Genomic DNA, 16,674 nt, shown 5'->3' on the forward strand with positions numbered 1-16,674 from the left:
CGGGTGAGTAGCCGATGAGCAAGCTGGACGCGGTCCGCGCGATGCGCGAGGCCCGGTACGCCGAGACCCAGGCGCGGGCCGGCGGAGCACCGGCCCCGAGGCGGGCGAGGCCCGCCGCGGTGGTGCCTGCCGCCCCCACACCGTCCGATGCGGAGCCCGCCGATGACGGCCGGTGCGGGCACCGCAACATGAGCGGCCGCACCTGCACCCGCGAGCGGGGGCACGCCGCCAAGACGCACCGCTACTCGTGACGGCTCACAGCGACCGCTGGTAGGTCCATGCCCGCCCCATGACCCGATAGGCGAGGATCTCGTTCACCTCGATCATCCGGTCGTTGGACTCGGCGTTCCAGGTGTCGATGGTGGCCAGCTCCGGCGCAGCGTCGCGCAGCCAGCGGAGCATGTCGGTCTTCAGCAGCAGACCGAGGCGGTGGCCCCGGTGCGCGCGGGTGACGGACGTGTCGTGCTGATCGGCCCAGGTCGGCTCAGCGCGGGACACGGCGACGACCGTCTGGGCGGCGAGCTCGCCGGTGGGCGCGTGCCGGGCGACCACGCGGTAGAGGTCGTCGCCGTGCGCGTCGACCGCCGTCTCGTAGGCACGCATCCGCTCGCCGCTGAACACCTCGTCCTCGTAGTCGAGGTCGTCGGTGGGAGCGTCGTTGATGGCGGACGCCATGGCCGCGAGCGCCTCGAGACCGTCGTCGGGGGTCGGTCCGAGACGGCGCTCCAGGACGTAGTCGGTCGCGTGGGCCGACGCCTCCTCGTAGTGGCGGTCGAGGGCGGGCCAGTCGATCTGGGCCAGGATCTGCCGGCGGTTGATCTCGGAGGACTTGCGGTCCAGGCCGTGCGCCTTGGCGAAGGCGTCGGCCGCCTCGGACTCCCAGGCGTCGATGGCGATGCTGGTGCGTCCCGCGCGCCGGGCGGCCTCCTCCAGGGCGGCGAGCAGCGTCGTGCCGTACCCCTGGCGCCGGTGGTCGGGGTGCACGCCCAGCTCGAGCCAGGCCAGGTGCAGGTTGTCGTACTCGCTGGTCGAGATCGCGGCCCAGCCGACGACCTGCTCCCCCACACGGGCGAGGTACGGCGTTCCGGGCTCGCCGTCCCAGCCGTGGCGCCACCGCGCCTCGGCGACGGCGGTCGTCATCGGTCGCTCCCAGGGCGCGTCGGCCGCGCCGATCACGTTGACCAGGTCGGTCCAGGCGGCGACGGCGGCGGTGTCGTCGGGGCCGAACGGGTGGATCTCCATGGGAGCCAGCATGCGGTGCCGGAGCCGCCGGTTCCACTGGATATCCTGGCGGCGTGAACCAGACGACGCCCGCCGGCCCCGGCAACGCGGGCACCTCGCGCCGGCGTCACCTGATGGATCCGAACGCACCCCGCAAGGCGCCCGACCCGAAGGACCTGGAGCGTCTTCAGCGGGTCCAGCGCCGGGTGATCTCGGTGCTGGTGATCACCACGATCCTGCACCTGTCCGTCGGCTTCGTGATCGCCGCCGACCACGTCGCCGACGGCCGGACCGACGCCCGGGTCGGCCTCAACCTGATCGCGGCCGCCTTCATGGTCGGCGGCATCGCGGCCACGCTGGTCATCAACGGCCGCTCCTGGAAGTCCTCATGGCTGCTGCTCGGACTCGTGCCGGGCATCGTCGGCCTCTGGTGGACGGTGCTCTGAGTCCCACCGGCGACGGCCAGGCTCAGCCCTCGGCGACGTAGCCGTGCGTGACCGCCTCGATGTTGTTGCCGTCGAGGTCGCGGACGAACACGCCGTAGTAGCCGGGGTGGTACTCCGGCCACGGGCGCGGCGCGTGCAGCACCTCGGCGCCGGCGGCGACCGCGGCCTCGTGGAAGGCATGGACGGCGGCCACGTCGGCCGCCTTGAACGCGACGTGGACCTCGCGCTGCGGCGGCATGTCGGCGTAGCTGCTCAGCCAGAACGCGGGGTCGCCCTCGACGCCGTAGCCGCAGGCGACGCCGACGTCCATCACCCGGCCGTAGCCGAGCGGGGCGAGGACGGAGTCGTAGAACGTCGTGGACGCTTCGAGGTCGGCGCAGTTGATGCCGAGGTGGTCGATCATGGCCCCATCGAAGCAGCCGCCGCCGACACCGGTCCCGACACTCGTGCCGACAGCTGTCCCGAGACCGACGGCGCCGGCCGGCGCGCGCCGGTCAGAGCCGCTCGACGATGGTGACGTTCGCCTGCCCGCCGCCCTCGCACATCGTCTGCAGGCCGTAGCGCCCGCCGGTGCGCTCGAGCTCGTTGAGCAGGGACGTCATGAGGCGGGCACCGGTCGCGCCGATCGGGTGACCGAGGGCGATGCCGCCGCCGTTGACGTTGACCTTCTCGTGGGGCGCGCCGGTCTCCTTCATCCAGGCCAGCGCGACCGAGGCGAACGCCTCGTTGCACTCGAACAGGTCGATGTCGTCGATCGTCATCCCGGCCTTCGCCAGCGCGTGCCGGGTCGCGGGGATCGGACCGGTGAGCATCCAGACCGGGTCGTCGCCGCGCACCGACAGGTGCACGATCCGCGCCCGGGGGGTCAGGCCGTGGTCGCGGACCGCCTGCTCCGAGGCGACCAGCACCGCCGCGGAGCCGTCGCAGATCTGCGAGGCGACGCCGGCCGTGATCCGACCGCCGGGAGCGAGCGGCTCGAGGCCGGCCATCTTCTCCAACGACGTCTCGCGCGGGCACTGGTCGGTGTCGAAGACGCTGCCGTCCTCCAGCGCGTAGGGCGCGATCTGGCTCGCGAACCGGCCGTCGGCGATCGCCGCCCGGGCCCGCTCGTGCGACGCCAGCGCGAAGCGCTCCATGTCCTCGCGCGAGATGTCCCACTTCTCCGCGATCATCTCCGCCGAGCGGAACTGGCTGACCTCCTGGTCGCCGTACCGCTTGAGCCAGCCCGGCGACTCGGCGAAGGGCGTGGAGAAGCCGTACTGCTGGCCGACGAGCATCGCCGCGGAGATCGGGATGGCGCTCATGTTCTGCACGCCGCCGGCGACCACGAGGTCCTGGGTGCCGGACATGACGCCCTGCGCGGCGAAGTGCACCGCCTGCTGCGAGGAGCCGCACTGGCGGTCGATGGTGACGCCGGGGACGTGGTCGGGCAGGCCCGCGACCAGCCAGGCCGTCCGGGCGATGTCGCCGGCCTGGGAGCCGATCGTGTCGCAGCAGCCGAGGATCACGTCGTCCACCGCGCCGGGGTCGACGCCGGTGCGCTCGACGAGGGCGCCGATCGTGTGCGCGGCCAGGTCGGCGGAGTGGACGCCGGCGAGCGCGCCGCCGCGCTTGCCCACGGCGGTGCGGACCGCGTCGACGATGAAGGCCTCGGCCATGACAGGACTCCTTGCGTTGGTAGAGGGGCTCAGGCGTGCTGGCTGCTGACGGAGATGACCTCGCCGGTGAGGTACGACGAGTAGTCGCTCGCGAGGAAGACCATCACGTTCGCGACCTCCCACGGCGCGGCCGCGCGGCCGAACGCCTCGCGCTGCTTGAGCTCGGCGAGCAGCTCGGGCGACGTCACCTTCTCGAGGAAGGGATGCATGGCCAGGGACGGCGAGACCGCGTTGACGCGGATGCCGTGGGGTGCGAGGTCGACCGCTGCGCATCGGGTCAGCGCCATCACCCCGGCCTTCGCGGCCGCGTAGTGCGCCTGGCCCTCCTGCGCCCGCCAGCCGACGACGGAGGCGTTGTTGACGATGACGCCCTTCGTGCGCGCGGCGACGAAGCGCCGCCCGACCGCGCGGGTGGCGCGCATGGTGCCGGTCAGCGTGATGTCGATGACCCGGTTCCAGGTCTCGTCGGTGACCTCGAGGATCGAGTCGGTGCCGCCGAGGCCGGCGTTGTTGATCATGACGTCGATCCCGCCGAGCTCGTCGGCCGCGTCGAGCAGCGCCGCGAGGTCCTCCTCCTTGGTCACGTCGCAGACCAGCTGACGGACCCGGTCGGCGCCGAACTCGGCGGCCAGCGTCTCCTCGGCCTCCTTGAGCCGGCGCTCGTGGGTGTCGCTGAAGACGACCGCCTTCGCTCCCTCCTCCAGTGCGCGGCGGACGACCGCGGCACCGATGCCCGCGCCGGCCGCCGCCGTCACGACGACCACCTTGCCGGCGAGCAGGTCGTGGCCGGGGACGTAGTCGGGGGTGGGCTGCTCGGGTCGCATGGCGGTCATCCGCGAGGCTCCTTCGGTAGGCCGAGCACCCGCTCGGCGAGGATGTTGCGCTGGATCTCGTCGCTGCCGCCGTAGATCGTGTCGGCGCGCGAGAAGAGGAACAGGCGCTGGTGGTCGTCGAGGTCGTACGGCGTCGCGGACTCGCGCGCGAGCAGGCCGTCGCGCCCGGCGACGTCCATCGCCACCTCCCCCAGCGTCCGGTGCCAGCCGGCCCAGGCCAGCTTGAAGATCGAGCCCGCTCCCCCACCGGCTGCGGAGTCCTGGCCGCCTTCGACCAGCGCCAACGCGCGCAGGGCGAAGCTGCGGATGACGGCGAGCTCGACCTTGAGCGCGGCGAGCCGATCCCGGACCACCGGGTCGTCGATGGCTCCGTTCCGACGCGCCCGCGCCACGACGCCGTCCAGCTCACGGGCGAAGCCGACGGTCTGGCCGAGCGTGGACACGCCGCGCTCGAAGCCGAGCAGGCCCATCGCCACGCCCCAACCGTGGCCGGGCCGGCCGACGACGAGGTCGCCGGCGGTGCGGGCACCGGTGAAGAACACCTCGTTGAACTCCGACCCGCCGGTCAGCTGCTCGATCGGGCGCACCTCGACGCCGTCCTGGCGCAACGGCACGAGCAGGAAGGACAGGCCCTGGTGCCTGGCCGAGCCGGGATCGGTGCGGGCGACCACGAAGCACCAGTCGGAGAGGTGGGCCAGCGACGTCCACACCTTCTGCCCGTCGATCACCCACTCGCCCGACGCCTCGTCGAGGCGGGCGCGCGTCTGGACGTTGGCGAGGTCGGAGCCGGCGCCCGGCTCGGAGTACCCCTGCGACCACAGCTCGCGCACCGCGACGATCTCGGGCAGGAAGCGACGCTGCTGCTCCGGCGTGCCGAAGGCGATGAGCGTCGGGCCGAGCAGCTGCTCGCCGAGGTGGTTGACGCCGGCGGGCGCGTTCGCCCGCGCGTACTCCTCGTGGAAGATCACCTGCTGCCACAGCGTCAGGCCGCGACCCCCGTGCTCGGTGGGCCAGCCGACGGCGGTCCACCCGTGCTCGGCGAGGTGGCGGTTCCAGGCCAGCCGCTCGTCATGCGCCTCGTGCTCCCGGCCGGGGCCACCGAGCCCGCGCAGGGAGGCCCACTCGCCCGAGAGGTGGTCGCCGAGCCACTCCCGGATCTCGGCGCGGAACGCACGGTCCTGCGCGCCCTCGGTGAGGTTCATGGCTGCTACCCTACCAAGCAAATGCTTGGTTAGGGCATCGCCCGCGCCTACATTTCTCCTACGACGACCGCGACCGCCGACGAGGAAGCACACGAACTGACATGGATCTCCATCTGAGCGAGTCCGAGTCGGCCTTCCAGGCCGAGGCCCGGGCCTGGCTGGCCGCGAACGCGCCCGCCGAGCCGCTGCCGTCCCTGGACACGCCGGACGGCTTCCGGCTCCACCAGGAGTGGGAGGCGAGGCTCGCCGCGGCCCGGTGGTCGGTGGTGTCGTGGCCGACCGAGTACCACGGCCGCGAGGCCTCCCTCGTGGAGTGGGTCGTCTTCGAGGAGGAGTACTACCGCGCCGGCGCTCCGAGCCGCGTGTCCCAGAACGGCATCTTCCTGCTCGCGCCCATCATCTTCGAGCACGGCACCCGCGAGCAGCAGGACCGCTTCCTGCCGACGATGGCCACCGGCGAGCGGGTCTGGGCACAGTGCTGGAGCGAGCCCGAGGCCGGCTCCGACCTCGCCTCGCTCCGGTCCACCGCGCGCCGCGACGACGCGCGCGGCGGCTGGGTCCTCAACGGCCAGAAGATCTGGTGCTCGCGCGCCGCGCTCGCCCACTGGGGCTTCGGCCTGTTCCGCAGCGACCCCGAGGCGCAGAAGCACGCGGGGCTCACCTACTTCCTCTTCCCGCTCGACGCCGACGGCGTCACCGTCCGGCCGATCGCGCAGCTCGACGGGGAGGCCGGCTTCGCGGAGGTCTTCTTCGACGACGTGTTCGTCCCGGACACCGACGTCCTCGGCGCGCCCGGCGACGGCTGGCGCGTGGCGATGAGCACCGCCGGCAACGAGCGCGGCCTCTCGCTGCGCTCCCCCGGTCGGTTCACCGCTGCCGCCGACCGCCTCCTCGCGCAGTACGCCGAGCGGCCCGACCCGCGCGTCGCCGACCGCGTCGTCGACGCCTGGCTCAAGGCCGAGGCCTACCGCCTCTACACCTGGGGCACGGTGTCGAGGCTGAAGGACGGCGGCGACATCGGAGCCGCCGGGTCCGTCAACAAGGTCTGGTGGAGCGAGCTCGACGTCGCCCTGCACGAGACCGCGCTCGACCTGCTCGGACCCGACGCCGAGCTCGAGTCCAGCTGGCTCGACGGCTACACCTTCTCGCTGTCCGGGCCGATCTACGCCGGCACCAACGAGATCCAGCGCAACATCATCGCGGAGCGGATCCTCGGGCTTCCCCGCGAGGCGAAGGGAGCCAGCAAGTGAGATTCGAGCTCACCGACGACCAGCAGGACTTCGCCGCCTCCCTGGAGGCGCTCCTCGCGGCCGCCGACACCGTCGCCGTCGCCCGTGCCTGGGCGGCGGGCGACCACGCCCCCGGCCTGCGGCTGTGGCAGCGTCTCGCCGACCAGGGCGTGACGGCCCTGCTCGTCCCGGAAGACGCCGACGGCATGGGAGCGACACCGGTCGAGCTCGCCGTCGCCTTCGAGGCCCTGGGCCGCCACGCCGTACCCGGCCCCTGGGCGGAGGCCGCGGCGTACCTCGCGACCGAGCTCTCCGGCGCGGCCCGCGAGGCGATCGCCTCCGGCACCGTCGCCACGGTGGCCGTCCCGCCGCACACCCCCTACGCGCTCGACGCCGACGTGGCGGACCGCGTCTACCTCGCCGGCAGCGACGGCGTCCGTACGGCGACCCCGGGCGAGCCGCTCACGTCGGTCGACCGGACCCGCCGACTGTTCCCGGTCACGCCCGGCGCCGTCCACGACACGGCCGACCGGTCGCGCGAGGCGTTCGACCTCGCGGTGCTCGCGACGTCCGCCCAGCTGCTCGGGGCGGGCGAGCGGGTGCTCGCCGACGCGGTGACCTACGTCAAGCAGCGCAAGCAGTTCGGGCGCGAGATCGGCTCCTACCAGGCGATCAAGCACAAGCTCGCCGACGTGCGGATCGCGCTCGACTTCGCGCGCCCCCTCGTGTTCGGAGCGGCGCTGGACCCGACGCCCCGCGCGGTGTCGGCCGCGAAGGTCGCCTGCGGCGACGCGGCCTACCTCGCGTCCCGCACCGGCCTGCAGGTCCACGGCGCCATCGGCTACACCGAGGAGTTCGACCTGAGCCTGTGGCTCACCAAGATCCGTGCGCTGGTCACGGCCTGGGGCACCCCCGGGTTCCACCGCGCCCGCATCCTCGAGACGCTGCGGAGCGCCTAGGCCGTGTCTCCCCTTCCCTGGCGGCGCCCAAGCCGCCCAGCACGCACGCTGGCGGCGTTGCCGTCGCCCGACGTGCGCCCAGCACGCCTTCGCACCAGCGCCTTGCCATCGCGCGCACTGGACGACGAGGACATCCACCGAGGAAGAGGAGACACGGCCCCATGCACTTCGAGCTGAGCGAGGAGCAGGCCGAGCTGGCGTCGACGGTGCGCGGCCTGCTCGACAAGCGCGCCGACTCGGCCGCGGTGCGCGCCGCGTCCGTCTCCGCGCGCGGCCACGACGAGGCCCTGTGGGCGACGCTGTGCGAGCAGATCGGGGTGGCGGCGCTCGCGGTGCCCGAAGAGTACGACGGGGTCGGCGCGAGCTTCTTCGAGACCGCCGTGGTCCTCGAGGAGCTCGGCTGCACGCTCGCGCCGAGCCCGCTGCTGGCGACGACCGTCGCCACCGAGGCGCTGCTCGCCGGGGGCTCCGACGAGGCCCGGCGGCGGCTGCTGCCGCGCATCGCGACGGGTGAGATCGCGACGATCGCGCTCGACGACGGACCGGTCCTCGACGGCGACCGCGCCGCCGTCGTGCTCGCCGTGCGGGGAGACGACCTGCTGGAGGTGACCGACGCCGACGCGACCTGGGTCGAGTCGATGGACCAGAGCGTCCGGCTGGCGCGGCTCGACCTGGCCGGGGCGGACGTCACCGTGATCGGCGACGGCGCTGCCGCGCGGCAGCGGGCCGAGCTGGTCGGCAGCGCGGCCGTCGCGGCGCTGGCCGTGGGCCTGGCCCACCGGGCCCTGTCCATGACGGTCGACTACAGCAAGGAGCGCGTCCAGTTCGGCCGCCCGATCGGCTCGTTCCAGGCGCTCAAGCACCGCATGGCCGACCTGTTGGCCCGGGTGGAGATGTCCCGGTCGGCCGGCTGGGCGGCCTGCTACGCCCTGGCGGACCGGGACGCGGATCCCGCGGAGGCGGCGTTCCTGACCCATGCCGCGGCGTCGTACGCGCTCGAGACCGCGGCGCTCGCCGCGAGCGAGTGCGTGCAGCTGCACGGCGGGATCGCGATCACCTGGGAGCACGACGCCCACCTGGTGTTCAAGCGGGCGCACGCTCTCGGACAGCTCTACGGCGCCGCGCACCACCACCGGGCGGCCGTCGACCTCTGAGAGCGTGCGGGGAGCGCCGGTGCCGCGGGCGCGTGCCGCGTGCGGGTGCGCCGGCTCCGCGGCACCTCAGCCGACGGGACTCGTGCAACGGGTCGCGGCCACCACGGCCGGGCTGCGGTCGAGCGGCAACGGGCACGGCAGCACCGTCACGGCCACCGGCGCGCTGCGCTTGCGCCCCTTCTTGACCTTCACCCGGTACCACCGGGTCCCCGGAGGTCCGGCCTCGGTGACGACGGCGCCCCCGCCGCGGGTCCGCAGCGTCGCCGTCCGCTGCCACGGCTCCCCGGGGGACGTCCGGGTCTGGAGCACGACCTTGCGCACCCGTCGGGTGGACACCACCAGCTGGTAGGTCTCGCCGAATCCGACGGACGTCGGCGTCACGGCGAGCCGGACGCGCTGCTTGCGTCCCTTCTTGGGGCGCGCGACGACGGCGCGCGCGGCCACCGGTCGACCGGCGGTCCGGGCCGCTGCCAGCAGCGTCTCGATCGAGGAGTCGAAGGGGGTCGCCAGGAGCACCGAGCGCCCCTCGATCAGACGCGAGGTGACCGCCCAGACGAACCCGGTGTCGGCGCTCGCCATCCGCAGGAACCACGGGCCGCCGCTCGAGCCCTGGGTCATCGGACACGCCACCTGGGCATCGGGGCCGGTCGGCATCGGCGCGGACGAGCCGCCGCACTCGTGCCGCGTCTGGCCGTCGTAGGGCGACTCGGCGGGCCACCCCACGATCCGCACCCCGTCCTCGCGCGCGGGATAGTTCCATGCCAGTCCGTTGCCGCCCACGACGTCGACGAGGTTGCGGCCGTTCAGCGGCGCCACGGCGATCATCGCCTGGTCGTGGGAGAAGGCGTTGCACTGCTGGATCCACTCGGCGGGCGCCACCGCGTGCGTCCCGACCCAGGATCCGTAGGGCGCCGCCCGCTGGTCGTAGGCGGGGACGAAGAGGAAGTTCGTGAAGTACGAGCCGGCGCGGCAGCCGCCGAGGTAGCCCGGCACGCCGCCGGTGTTCACGCAGTGACCGGCGGTCACGACGAGGTTGCGCTCCGGCGTGTTCACCGCCGCGGCCGAGCAGACGTAGGTCGACGCGCCCTGGCTGAAGAACAGCTTGCCGGCGCTGCGCGGGCTCGGGTCCGCGGCACGCCGACGCCCGGCCGGGTCCGTGACCGGGGCCGGCAACCGCTCCCCCGCCCTGCCGAGGTCCAACGGAACGGCCTCACGCATCCGCCGCGGGGTCCAGAACCGCCGGACCGCGTGGGGTGACAGCGCGTGCACGAGCGGTGGCGCGGCGCGGGCCGGGCGCGGCGCCGGGCCGGGCCCCCGGTCGGAGCCCGCCGCGGGAGCCGTCGGCGCCGTCAGCGCCGACGCGGCGACCAGGGCGGCCACGACGAGCGCCCCGAGGGACCTGCGCATCCTCATCGATCCCCCCGAACCGGTGTCGTCGTCCTCGCTCAGGGGCTCAACGCGCAGGGCTGGGGCAGGTCACGAGTCGGTCGTGCGGTAGCGGCCCTTGAAGTAGAGCAGCGGCTCGACGACCGCGGCGTCCTCGGCATGGGTCTCGAGGTGCTCGACGCGACCGACCACCACGAAGTGGTCGCCACCCTCGTAGACCGCGTGGATCGTGCAGTCCAGGTGGGCCAGGGTGCCCGCAATGACGGGCGACCCCGTGGCCCGGGCCGGGGCCCAGTCGATGCCGGCGAACTTGTCGGCTCCCTTGGTCGCCATCTGACCGGAGATGTGCTCCTGGTCGGCGGCGAGGATGTTGACGCAGAACCGGCCGGCGCGCTGGATCAGCGGCCACGCGCGCGAGGACCGGGCCGGGATGAACGTCACCAGCGGCGGGTCGAGCGAGACGCTCGAGAAGGACTGGCAGGTGATCCCCACCGGCTCGCCGTCACTCATCGTCGTGATGACGGTGATGCCCGAGGCGAAGCAGCCGAGCACGTCGCGGAAGCGACGGGCCGCGGCCTGGGCGGCCGGGTCGTCGTGGACCGCGACCTCCTCGCCCGGGCGCAGCTCGAAGTCGACCTCGGCGTCGCCGAGCCAGGACTGGATGAGCTCCGGATGCGGCCAGGTCGCCCGCGCGTCGGGGCTGATCCCCTCGGGGAGCCCGTCCGCGGACGGTTCCTGGTTCTCTGCCGGCACAGCGCCCACGGTAGTGACCCCCATCGTGACCGTCCCTCAGCGCCCGCCGCTGAAGTCGTGACCCCAGTACGACACGGCGGTCGACTCCCGCGCGACCCAGCGGGCGTCGTCGACGGTCATCCCCTCGGTGCCGAACTCGACGTCGAAGCCGCCGGGCGACTTCACGTAGAACGAGATCATCTCGTCGTTCATGTGCCGGCCCAGGGTCGCCGACAGCGGCGCCTGGTGCTTGCGGACCCGCTCCAGCGCGCGGCCGACGTGGTCGAGCTCGTCGACCTCGAGCATGACGTGGACGCACTTGCTCGGGTTGGGCATCGGCAGGAACGCCAGCGAGTGGTGCCGCGGGTTGACGCCGAGGAAGCGCAGCCAGACCTTGCTGCCCGGCTCCTTGCCCACGAACTCGCCCGGCATGCTCATCGAGTCGCGCAGCCGGAAGCCGAGCACCTCGGTGTAGAACCGCAGCGCCTCCACGTCGTCGAGCACGGGCACCACGATGTGGCCCATGCCCTGGTCGCCGGTGACGAAGTTCGCGGCGTACGGCGTGACGACGGGCCGCGCCTCGTAGGTGATGCCGTGGAACAGCTCGAACACGTTGTCCCACGGGTCGCGGAACCGGACCAGCTCCTGGACCCGGCGCTCGTCGAGCTCCTCGCGGGTGCCCTCCTCGAACTCGACGCCGGCCTTCTGCAGGTGCTCGCGGGCGGCCTGCAGCGCCTGGTGGTCGGCCAGCTCCCAGCCGGTGCAGTCGAGCTGGTCGACGTCGCTGGGGAACACGACCACGCGCGCCGAGACCTCGTCGATGCGCCAGTACTGGTGCTCCGGGTTCGGTCCCCGGCCCTCGGCCAGGCCGAGGACCTTGCCGGCGAAGGTCTTCCAGGCGTCCAGGTCGGTGCTCGCGACCCGGATGTAGCCCATGGACTTGATGTCGATGGTCATGCTGCCCCTCCCTCGGTGGTGGGTCGTTCGACGTGACGGGCCAGGAAGGCCGTGCAGATCTCGGCGAACTCGTCGGCCGCCTCGATCTGCGCCCAGTGGCCGCAGTTCGGGAAGACGTGGAGCTGGGCCCTGGGGATCTGCTTGAGCGCGACCAGGGCACCGTCCAGCGGGTTCACCCGGTCCTCGCGGCCCCAGGTCAGCAGGGTGTGCTTGCGCAGCCGGTGCGCCTCGCGCCAGAGCATGCCGTCCTCGGCCCACTCCGGGTTCCAGAACGAGGCGCCCATCGAGCGCATCGCCTCCAGCGAGCCCGGCGCCGTGGCGTCGGCGAAGCGCTCCTCGACGAGCTCGTCGGTGACGAGTGCCTGGTTGACGACCATCGTGGAGATGAACGACCGCAGCGCCTCCCGACTGGGGTTCATGCTGAAGTCCATCAGCCGCTGGACGCCCTCGGTCGGGTCGGCGTGGAACAGGTTGACCGACAGGCCGCCGGGCCCCATCAGCACCAGCCGACCGACCCGGTCGGGGTACTCGAGCGCGAAGCGCATCGCGGTGCCGCCCCCCAGCGAGTTGCCGAGCAGGTGGATCCGCTCGATCTGCAGCTCGTCGAGGAACCGCAGCAGGTACGACGCGGAGTGGCGGAAGTAGTTGGCCCCCACCTCCGGCTTGTCCGACCCGCCGAAGCCCGGCTGGTCGACGAGGAGGGTCCGGAAGCTCGCGGCGAACCGTGGCAGCGCCGATCCGAAGTTGCTCCAGGCCGACGCACCCGGGCCACCTCCGTGGAGCAGGACGAACGGCAGCCCACCGCCGACGGACGAGCCGGCCGCGTCGGGCCCGGGGCCCGCCTCGTAGTAGTTGAGGGTGATGTCGCCGGCCTTCGCGGACCGGCGGGTCGCCTCCTTGGAGCAGTCCAATTCCTGGTTGGCCATCTGCTCAGTACATCCCGGGGTCGACCTTGTGGCCGAACTGCTGGGCGCCGTACATCTGCAGCGCGCGCTCGGGGTCGTTGGCCGCGTGCACCCGACCGGCATGCGCGTCGCGCCACGCCCGCTGGAGGTAGGTGCCCTCGGCGAGGGCCCGGCCGCCGGAGGCCTCGAACAGCGCGTCGATCGCCTCGATCGCCCGGGCGGTGCCGAGCACCTGGTCGCGGCGCACCCGCAGGCGCAGCTCCAGGGGGATCTGCTCACCGCGGGCGACGTGCGCCTGCTCCTCGCGGATGTTGCTCATCAGCAGCCCCCAGGCGGCGTCGATCTCCGACGAGGAGCGCGCGATGCGGACCGCGGCGAAGGGGTCCAGCGAGGCCTTCTCGCCGAGGTAGGCGGCCCGCACCCGCTTCTGCTGCATCTCGACGTGCTCGGCGTAGGCCCCCTTGGCCATGCCGATGATCGGCGTCGCGATGGTGCTCGTGAAGATCGAGTGGAAGGGCAGCCGGTAGAGCTCGCTGGTGTTGACCGCCTGGCCCGGGCCCTTGCACTGGCCGGTCTCTCCCATCGAGAGGGTGAACTCCTCAGGGATGAAGGTCTCCTCGACGACGATGTCGTTCGAGCCGGTGCCGCGCAGGCCGACGACGTTCCAGACGTCGACGACCTGGTACTTCTCCCGCGGCACCATGAAGGTGCGGAAGTCGACGACCTGGCCCTCGGCGTTGAACACGAGGCCGCCGAGCAGCACCCAGGCGCAATGGTCGGAGCCCGACGAGAAGCTCCACTTGCCCGAGAGCAGGAAGCCACCGTCGGTCACGACGGCCTTGCCGGTCGGCGCGTAGGACGAGGAGAGCCGGACGCCTCCGTCGTCCCCCCACACGGCCTGCTGGGCGCGGTCGTCGAAGAGCGCGACCTGCCACGGGTGGACACCGACCACGCTGGCCACCCAGCCGGTCGAGCCGTCGGCCGAGGCGATGTCGCGCACGGCGGTGTAGAAGGCCACCGGGTCGGCCTCCATGCCGCCGTAGCGCTTCGGCTGGAGGAGGCGGAAGAAGCCGGTCTGCTCGAGCTCCTTGATCGAGGCGTCCGGGATCACCCGGAGCCGATCGCCCTCCTCCGCCCGCTCGCGGAAGGTGGGCAGCAGGTCGCGCACGCCCGCAAGGACGCCGTTCACCTCGGGCGTGAAGTCCTGGTTCATGGGAGCTCCTGTGTCTGCGACAGAGTGTGTGTCCAATAGTAGAACACGTTCTAGTTTTGACAAGTCCGAGTCCCACTCGCGACGCATCGGGCGGGCCCGGACGCGACGCTACGGGCAATACTAGAACCTGTTACAGTTTTTCGCATGAAGGACTCCTACGACGTCGTGGTGGTCGGCGCCGGCGGTGCCGGCATGTCCGCCGCGCTCGCCGCCGCCCACCAGGGCCTCGACACCGTCGTGGTCGAGGCGAGCGGTCACTTCGGCGGCTCCACCGCGCGCTCCGGCGGCGGGGTGTGGATCCCGGGCAACTACGCGCTCCAGGCCGCCGGCCAGGTCGACCCCGGAGACCGCGAGGCGGCCAAGGCCTACCTCGACGCGATCGTCGGCGACGTGGTGCCGAAGGTGCGGCGCGACACCTATCTCGACCGCGGGCCCGAGGTCCTCGACTTCCTGCGCGAGACGACGCCCCTGCGCTTCACCTGGGTCCCGGAGTACGCCGACTACCTGCCCGAGCGTCCCGGCGGACGACCGCGCGGGCGCAGCGTGGAGCCGGTCCCGATGGACGCCCGCTTCCTCGGCGACGAGCTGGAGCGGCTGCACCCGCCGTACACCAAGGCGCCCGCCAACCTGATCGTCACCCAGGCCGACTTCCGCAAGCTGAGCCTCGGCCTGCGCACGGTCCGCGGACCGCTCACCATGCTCAAGGTGATGGTCAAGCGGCTGCTCGCGATCGTGACCGGCAAGCGGATGTTCGCGATGGGCAACGCGATCGCCATCGGGCTGCGCAAGGGACTGGTCGACGCGGGCGTGCCGGTCGCCTACGACACCGCGCTCGTCGACCTGCTCGTCGAGGACGGCCGGGTGGTGGGCGTCGTCGTCGAGCGCGACGGCGAGCGCCGCCCGATCCGCGCCACCCGCGGCGTCGTTCTCGGCTCGGGCGGGTTCGAGCACAACCAGGAGCTGCGCGAGAAGTTCCTCCCCCAGCCCACCTCCGCCGCCTGGTCGACCGGCGCGGCCAGCAACACCGGCGCCGGGCTGCTCGCCGGCACGGCCGCCGGAGCCGCGACCGACCTGCTCGACGACGCCTGGTGGGGGCCGACCATCCCGCTGCCCGGCCGGGCCTGGTTCTGCCTCGCGGAGCGCAACCTGCCGGGATCGATCATCGTCAACTCCGCGGGCGTGCGCTACATGAACGAGGCCCTGCCCTACGTCGAGGCGACCCACGAGATCTACCGCGGCCAGGCCACGGGCGTCGACCACGTGCCGTCCTACATGGTCTTCGACCAGACCTACCGCAACCGCTACCTCTTCGCCGGCGTCGCCGGGCGCCAGCCCTTCCCCGGCCGCTGGTACAAGGAGGGCGTGGTGACCCGCGCCGACACGCTCGGCGAGCTCGCCGCCAAGGTCGGGCTGCCCGAGGGCTCGCTCGACGCCACCGTGGCGCGGTTCAACGGCTTCGCCCGGGCGGGCGTCGACGAGGACTTCCACCGCGGCGAGTCCGCCTACGACAAGTACTACTCCGACCCGACGGTCAAGCCCAACTGCTCCCTCGCGCCGATCGAGAAGGGCCCGTTCTACGCGGTCAAGATCGTGCCCGGCGACCTGGGCACGAAGGGCGGCCTCGTGACCGACGAGCGCGCCCGGGTGCTGCGCGAGGACGGATCGGTGATCCCCGGCCTGTACGCCGCGGGCAACGTCTCCTCCGCCGTCATGGGCAACACCTACCCGGGTCCGGGCGGGACCATCGGGCCTGCGATCGTGTTCGGATACCTGGCGGCGCAGGACCTCGCCGCCGCGGCCACCGGAGCCGCCGGTTCCCCCGGAGCGGCCACCGACAAGGAGAACTACTGATGCCCATCGACCCGTCCGTCGCGATCGGGGCCGACCTCGGCTCCCGGACCTTCTCGTGGAGCGAGTCCGACGTCCTGCTCTACCACCTCGGCATCGGCGCCGGCGCGCGCGCCGGGGACAACCTCGCCCCCGCCGCGCTGCGGTACACCCTCGACGACGCGGCCCTGCAGGTGCTGCCGTCCTTCGGCGTGGTCGCGCCGACCTTCCACGACACCGACCCGCCGCCGCTCGACCTGCCCGGCTGCGACATCAACCTCGCGCAGGTCGTCCACGGCTCCCAGGCCATCTCCGTCTCCGGTCCGCTCCCCACGTCGGGCACCGCCACCGTGCGGACGACGATCACCGACGTCTGGGACAAGGGCAAGGCCGCCGTCATCTGGCAGGAGGGCGTGGCCACCGCCGGCGACGACGGCACCGGCGAGGAGCTGTGGCGGGTGCGGTCCTCGATCTTCGTCAAGGGCGAGGGCGGCTGGGGCGGCGAGCGCGGCTCGTCGACACCGGTCGAGGTCCCCGAGCGCGCGCCCGACCACGTCTCGTCGTACGCCGTGACGCCCCAGCAGGCCCTGCTCTACCGGCTCTGCGGCGACCGCAACCCGCTCCACGCCGACCCCGGCTTCGCGAAGGCGGCCGGCTTCCCCGCGCCGATCCTGCACGGCCTGTGCTCCTACGGCATCGTGCTGCGCGAGCTCACCGACGGCCTCCTCGGCGGCGACGCGACCCGGGTCGCCGGGTTCACCGGTCGCTTCGCCGGCGTGGTGTTCCCGGGCGAGACGATCCGGGTCGCCGGCTGGCGCGAGGACGACGCGATCGTCGGCGCGGCGACCATCGAGGGCGGCGAGCGGGACGGCTCGCCGGTCCTCGCCGACTGCCTGCTGTCGGTGGCCTGAGGGTCGCCGGGCGTTGCGGTTTGGTCCCAAACCGCAACAAT

General features: G+C 72.8%; 17 protein-coding genes. 7 read left to right on the forward strand and 10 right to left on the reverse strand.

Annotated features, from left to right (window positions below; genetic code table 11):
* Positions 1-14 precede the first annotated feature (14 nt).
* Positions 15-251 (forward strand): hypothetical protein, encoded by a 237-nt coding sequence (locus ACPZVR_RS12000; RefSeq protein ID WP_436699818.1) that lies wholly within the window; start codon positions 15-17, stop codon positions 249-251.
* 4 nt (positions 252-255) lie between these two features.
* Here ACPZVR_RS12000 and ACPZVR_RS12005 read toward each other — a convergent pair whose 3' ends face one another.
* On the reverse strand, positions 256-1,242 hold the full coding sequence (locus ACPZVR_RS12005) for a GNAT family N-acetyltransferase (protein ID WP_436699819.1): 987 nt from the start codon (positions 1,240-1,242) through the stop codon (positions 256-258).
* A 53-nt stretch (positions 1,243-1,295) separates the two neighbouring features.
* On the opposite strand from ACPZVR_RS12005, the gene ACPZVR_RS12010 reads away from it, so the two are divergent.
* Entirely contained in the window at positions 1,296-1,667 is a 372-nt protein-coding gene (locus tag ACPZVR_RS12010) for a hypothetical protein (protein WP_436699820.1), read from the forward strand.
* A gap of 22 nt (positions 1,668-1,689) precedes the next feature.
* Here the strand turns inward: ACPZVR_RS12010 and ACPZVR_RS12015 are convergent, their stop codons facing one another.
* The 4 genes from ACPZVR_RS12015 to ACPZVR_RS12030 form a co-directional block, all read right to left on the reverse strand.
* The gene (locus tag ACPZVR_RS12015; RefSeq protein WP_436699821.1) at positions 1,690-2,070 is read right to left on the reverse strand and encodes a VOC family protein; all 381 of its coding nucleotides are present in this window, start codon (positions 2,068-2,070) and stop codon (positions 1,690-1,692) included.
* A 91-nt stretch (positions 2,071-2,161) separates the two neighbouring features.
* Complete coding sequence (locus ACPZVR_RS12020; RefSeq protein WP_436699822.1) at positions 2,162-3,325, reverse strand: acetyl-CoA C-acetyltransferase; 1,164 nt, start codon at positions 3,323-3,325, stop codon at positions 2,162-2,164.
* 29 nt (positions 3,326-3,354) lie between these two features.
* Entirely contained in the window at positions 3,355-4,158 is an 804-nt protein-coding gene (locus ACPZVR_RS12025; RefSeq protein WP_436699823.1) for an SDR family oxidoreductase, read from the reverse strand.
* Entirely contained in the window at positions 4,155-5,360 is a 1,206-nt protein-coding gene (locus tag ACPZVR_RS12030; RefSeq protein ID WP_436699824.1) for an acyl-CoA dehydrogenase family protein, read from the reverse strand. The genes ACPZVR_RS12025 and ACPZVR_RS12030 overlap by 4 nt, the downstream gene beginning before the upstream one ends.
* A 101-nt stretch (positions 5,361-5,461) precedes the next feature.
* On the opposite strand from ACPZVR_RS12030, the gene ACPZVR_RS12035 reads away from it, so the two are divergent.
* The 3 genes from ACPZVR_RS12035 (at position 5,462) to ACPZVR_RS12045 (ending at position 8,702) form a co-directional block, all read left to right on the forward strand.
* Positions 5,462-6,610: an acyl-CoA dehydrogenase family protein gene (locus ACPZVR_RS12035; protein ID WP_436699825.1), complete on the forward strand. Its 1,149-nt coding sequence runs from the start codon at positions 5,462-5,464 to the stop codon at positions 6,608-6,610.
* Positions 6,607-7,548 carry an acyl-CoA dehydrogenase family protein gene (locus ACPZVR_RS12040; protein WP_436699826.1) on the forward strand — a complete coding sequence of 314 codons (942 nt, stop codon included), beginning with the start codon at positions 6,607-6,609 and terminating at the stop codon, positions 7,546-7,548. The genes ACPZVR_RS12035 and ACPZVR_RS12040 overlap by 4 nt, the downstream gene beginning before the upstream one ends.
* A 161-nt stretch (positions 7,549-7,709) precedes the next feature.
* Positions 7,710-8,702 (forward strand): acyl-CoA dehydrogenase family protein, encoded by a 993-nt coding sequence (locus tag ACPZVR_RS12045; protein ID WP_436699827.1) that lies wholly within the window; start codon positions 7,710-7,712, stop codon positions 8,700-8,702.
* A gap of 66 nt (positions 8,703-8,768) precedes the next feature.
* On the opposite strand, the gene ACPZVR_RS12050 is transcribed toward ACPZVR_RS12045, so the two are convergent.
* The 5 genes from ACPZVR_RS12050 to hsaA all read right to left on the reverse strand — a co-directional run bounded on the left by ACPZVR_RS12050 (position 8,769) and on the right by hsaA (position 13,895).
* A complete protein-coding gene (locus ACPZVR_RS12050; protein ID WP_436699828.1) occupies positions 8,769-10,109 on the reverse strand; it encodes a trypsin-like serine peptidase in 1,341 nt (446 codons plus the stop codon).
* Between the two features lie 69 nt (positions 10,110-10,178).
* On the reverse strand, positions 10,179-10,841 hold the full coding sequence (locus tag ACPZVR_RS12055; RefSeq protein WP_436699829.1) for a flavin reductase family protein: 663 nt from the start codon (positions 10,839-10,841) through the stop codon (positions 10,179-10,181).
* A 36-nt stretch (positions 10,842-10,877) separates the two neighbouring features.
* Complete coding sequence (gene hsaC / locus ACPZVR_RS12060) at positions 10,878-11,777, reverse strand: iron-dependent extradiol dioxygenase HsaC (RefSeq protein ID WP_436699830.1); 900 nt, start codon at positions 11,775-11,777, stop codon at positions 10,878-10,880.
* Complete coding sequence (gene hsaD, locus ACPZVR_RS12065; protein WP_436699831.1) at positions 11,774-12,703, reverse strand: 4,5:9,10-diseco-3-hydroxy-5,9,17-trioxoandrosta-1(10),2-diene-4-oate hydrolase; 930 nt, start codon at positions 12,701-12,703, stop codon at positions 11,774-11,776. Before hsaD ends, hsaC begins: the two co-directional genes overlap by 4 nt.
* 4 nt (positions 12,704-12,707) lie before the next feature.
* A complete protein-coding gene (gene hsaA, locus ACPZVR_RS12070; protein ID WP_436699832.1) occupies positions 12,708-13,895 on the reverse strand; it encodes a 3-hydroxy-9,10-secoandrosta-1,3,5(10)-triene-9,17-dione monooxygenase oxygenase subunit in 1,188 nt (395 codons plus the stop codon).
* Positions 13,896-14,039: 144 nt separating this feature from the next.
* On the opposite strand from hsaA, the gene kstD reads away from it, so the two are divergent.
* Together kstD and ACPZVR_RS12080 are read left to right on the forward strand one after the other, a co-directional pair.
* On the forward strand, positions 14,040-15,746 hold the full coding sequence (kstD, locus tag ACPZVR_RS12075; protein ID WP_436699833.1) for a 3-oxosteroid 1-dehydrogenase: 1,707 nt from the start codon (positions 14,040-14,042) through the stop codon (positions 15,744-15,746).
* Positions 15,746-16,633, forward strand: a complete 888-nt coding sequence (locus tag ACPZVR_RS12080) for a MaoC/PaaZ C-terminal domain-containing protein (RefSeq protein WP_436699834.1) — start codon at positions 15,746-15,748, stop codon at positions 16,631-16,633. Before kstD ends, ACPZVR_RS12080 begins: the two co-directional genes overlap by 1 nt.
* Positions 16,634-16,674 lie beyond the last annotated feature (41 nt).

This window comes from Nocardioides segetis (assembly GCF_051390595.1).
Classification (GTDB): Bacteria; Actinomycetota; Actinomycetes; order Propionibacteriales; family Nocardioidaceae; genus Nocardioides.

Bases quoted from the DNA above. Each gene is read 5' to 3' on its own strand.
- ACPZVR_RS12020 (WP_436699822.1), bottom strand. From the start codon at position 3,325: ATGGCCGAGGCCTTCATCGTCGACGCGGTCCGCACCGCCGTGGGCAAG.
- ACPZVR_RS12030 (WP_436699824.1), bottom strand. From the start codon at position 5,360: ATGAACCTCACCGAGGGCGCGCAGGACCGTGCGTTCCGCGCCGAGATC.
- ACPZVR_RS12015 (WP_436699821.1), bottom strand. From the start codon at position 2,070: ATGATCGACCACCTCGGCATCAACTGCGCCGACCTCGAAGCGTCCACG.
- ACPZVR_RS12025 (WP_436699823.1), bottom strand. From the start codon at position 4,158: ATGACCGCCATGCGACCCGAGCAGCCCACCCCCGACTACGTCCCCGGC.
- ACPZVR_RS12045 (WP_436699827.1), top strand. From the start codon at position 7,710: ATGCACTTCGAGCTGAGCGAGGAGCAGGCCGAGCTGGCGTCGACGGTG.
- ACPZVR_RS12005 (WP_436699819.1), bottom strand. From the start codon at position 1,242: ATGGAGATCCACCCGTTCGGCCCCGACGACACCGCCGCCGTCGCCGCC.
- ACPZVR_RS12000 (WP_436699818.1), top strand. From the start codon at position 15: ATGAGCAAGCTGGACGCGGTCCGCGCGATGCGCGAGGCCCGGTACGCC.
- ACPZVR_RS12080 (WP_436699834.1), top strand. From the start codon at position 15,746: ATGCCCATCGACCCGTCCGTCGCGATCGGGGCCGACCTCGGCTCCCGG.
- hsaC (WP_436699830.1), bottom strand. From the start codon at position 11,777: ATGACCATCGACATCAAGTCCATGGGCTACATCCGGGTCGCGAGCACC.
- ACPZVR_RS12035 (WP_436699825.1), top strand. From the start codon at position 5,462: ATGGATCTCCATCTGAGCGAGTCCGAGTCGGCCTTCCAGGCCGAGGCC.
- hsaA (WP_436699832.1), bottom strand. From the start codon at position 13,895: ATGAACCAGGACTTCACGCCCGAGGTGAACGGCGTCCTTGCGGGCGTG.
- hsaD (WP_436699831.1), bottom strand. From the start codon at position 12,703: ATGGCCAACCAGGAATTGGACTGCTCCAAGGAGGCGACCCGCCGGTCC.
- kstD (WP_436699833.1), top strand. From the start codon at position 14,040: ATGAAGGACTCCTACGACGTCGTGGTGGTCGGCGCCGGCGGTGCCGGC.
- ACPZVR_RS12050 (WP_436699828.1), bottom strand. From the start codon at position 10,109: ATGCGCAGGTCCCTCGGGGCGCTCGTCGTGGCCGCCCTGGTCGCCGCG.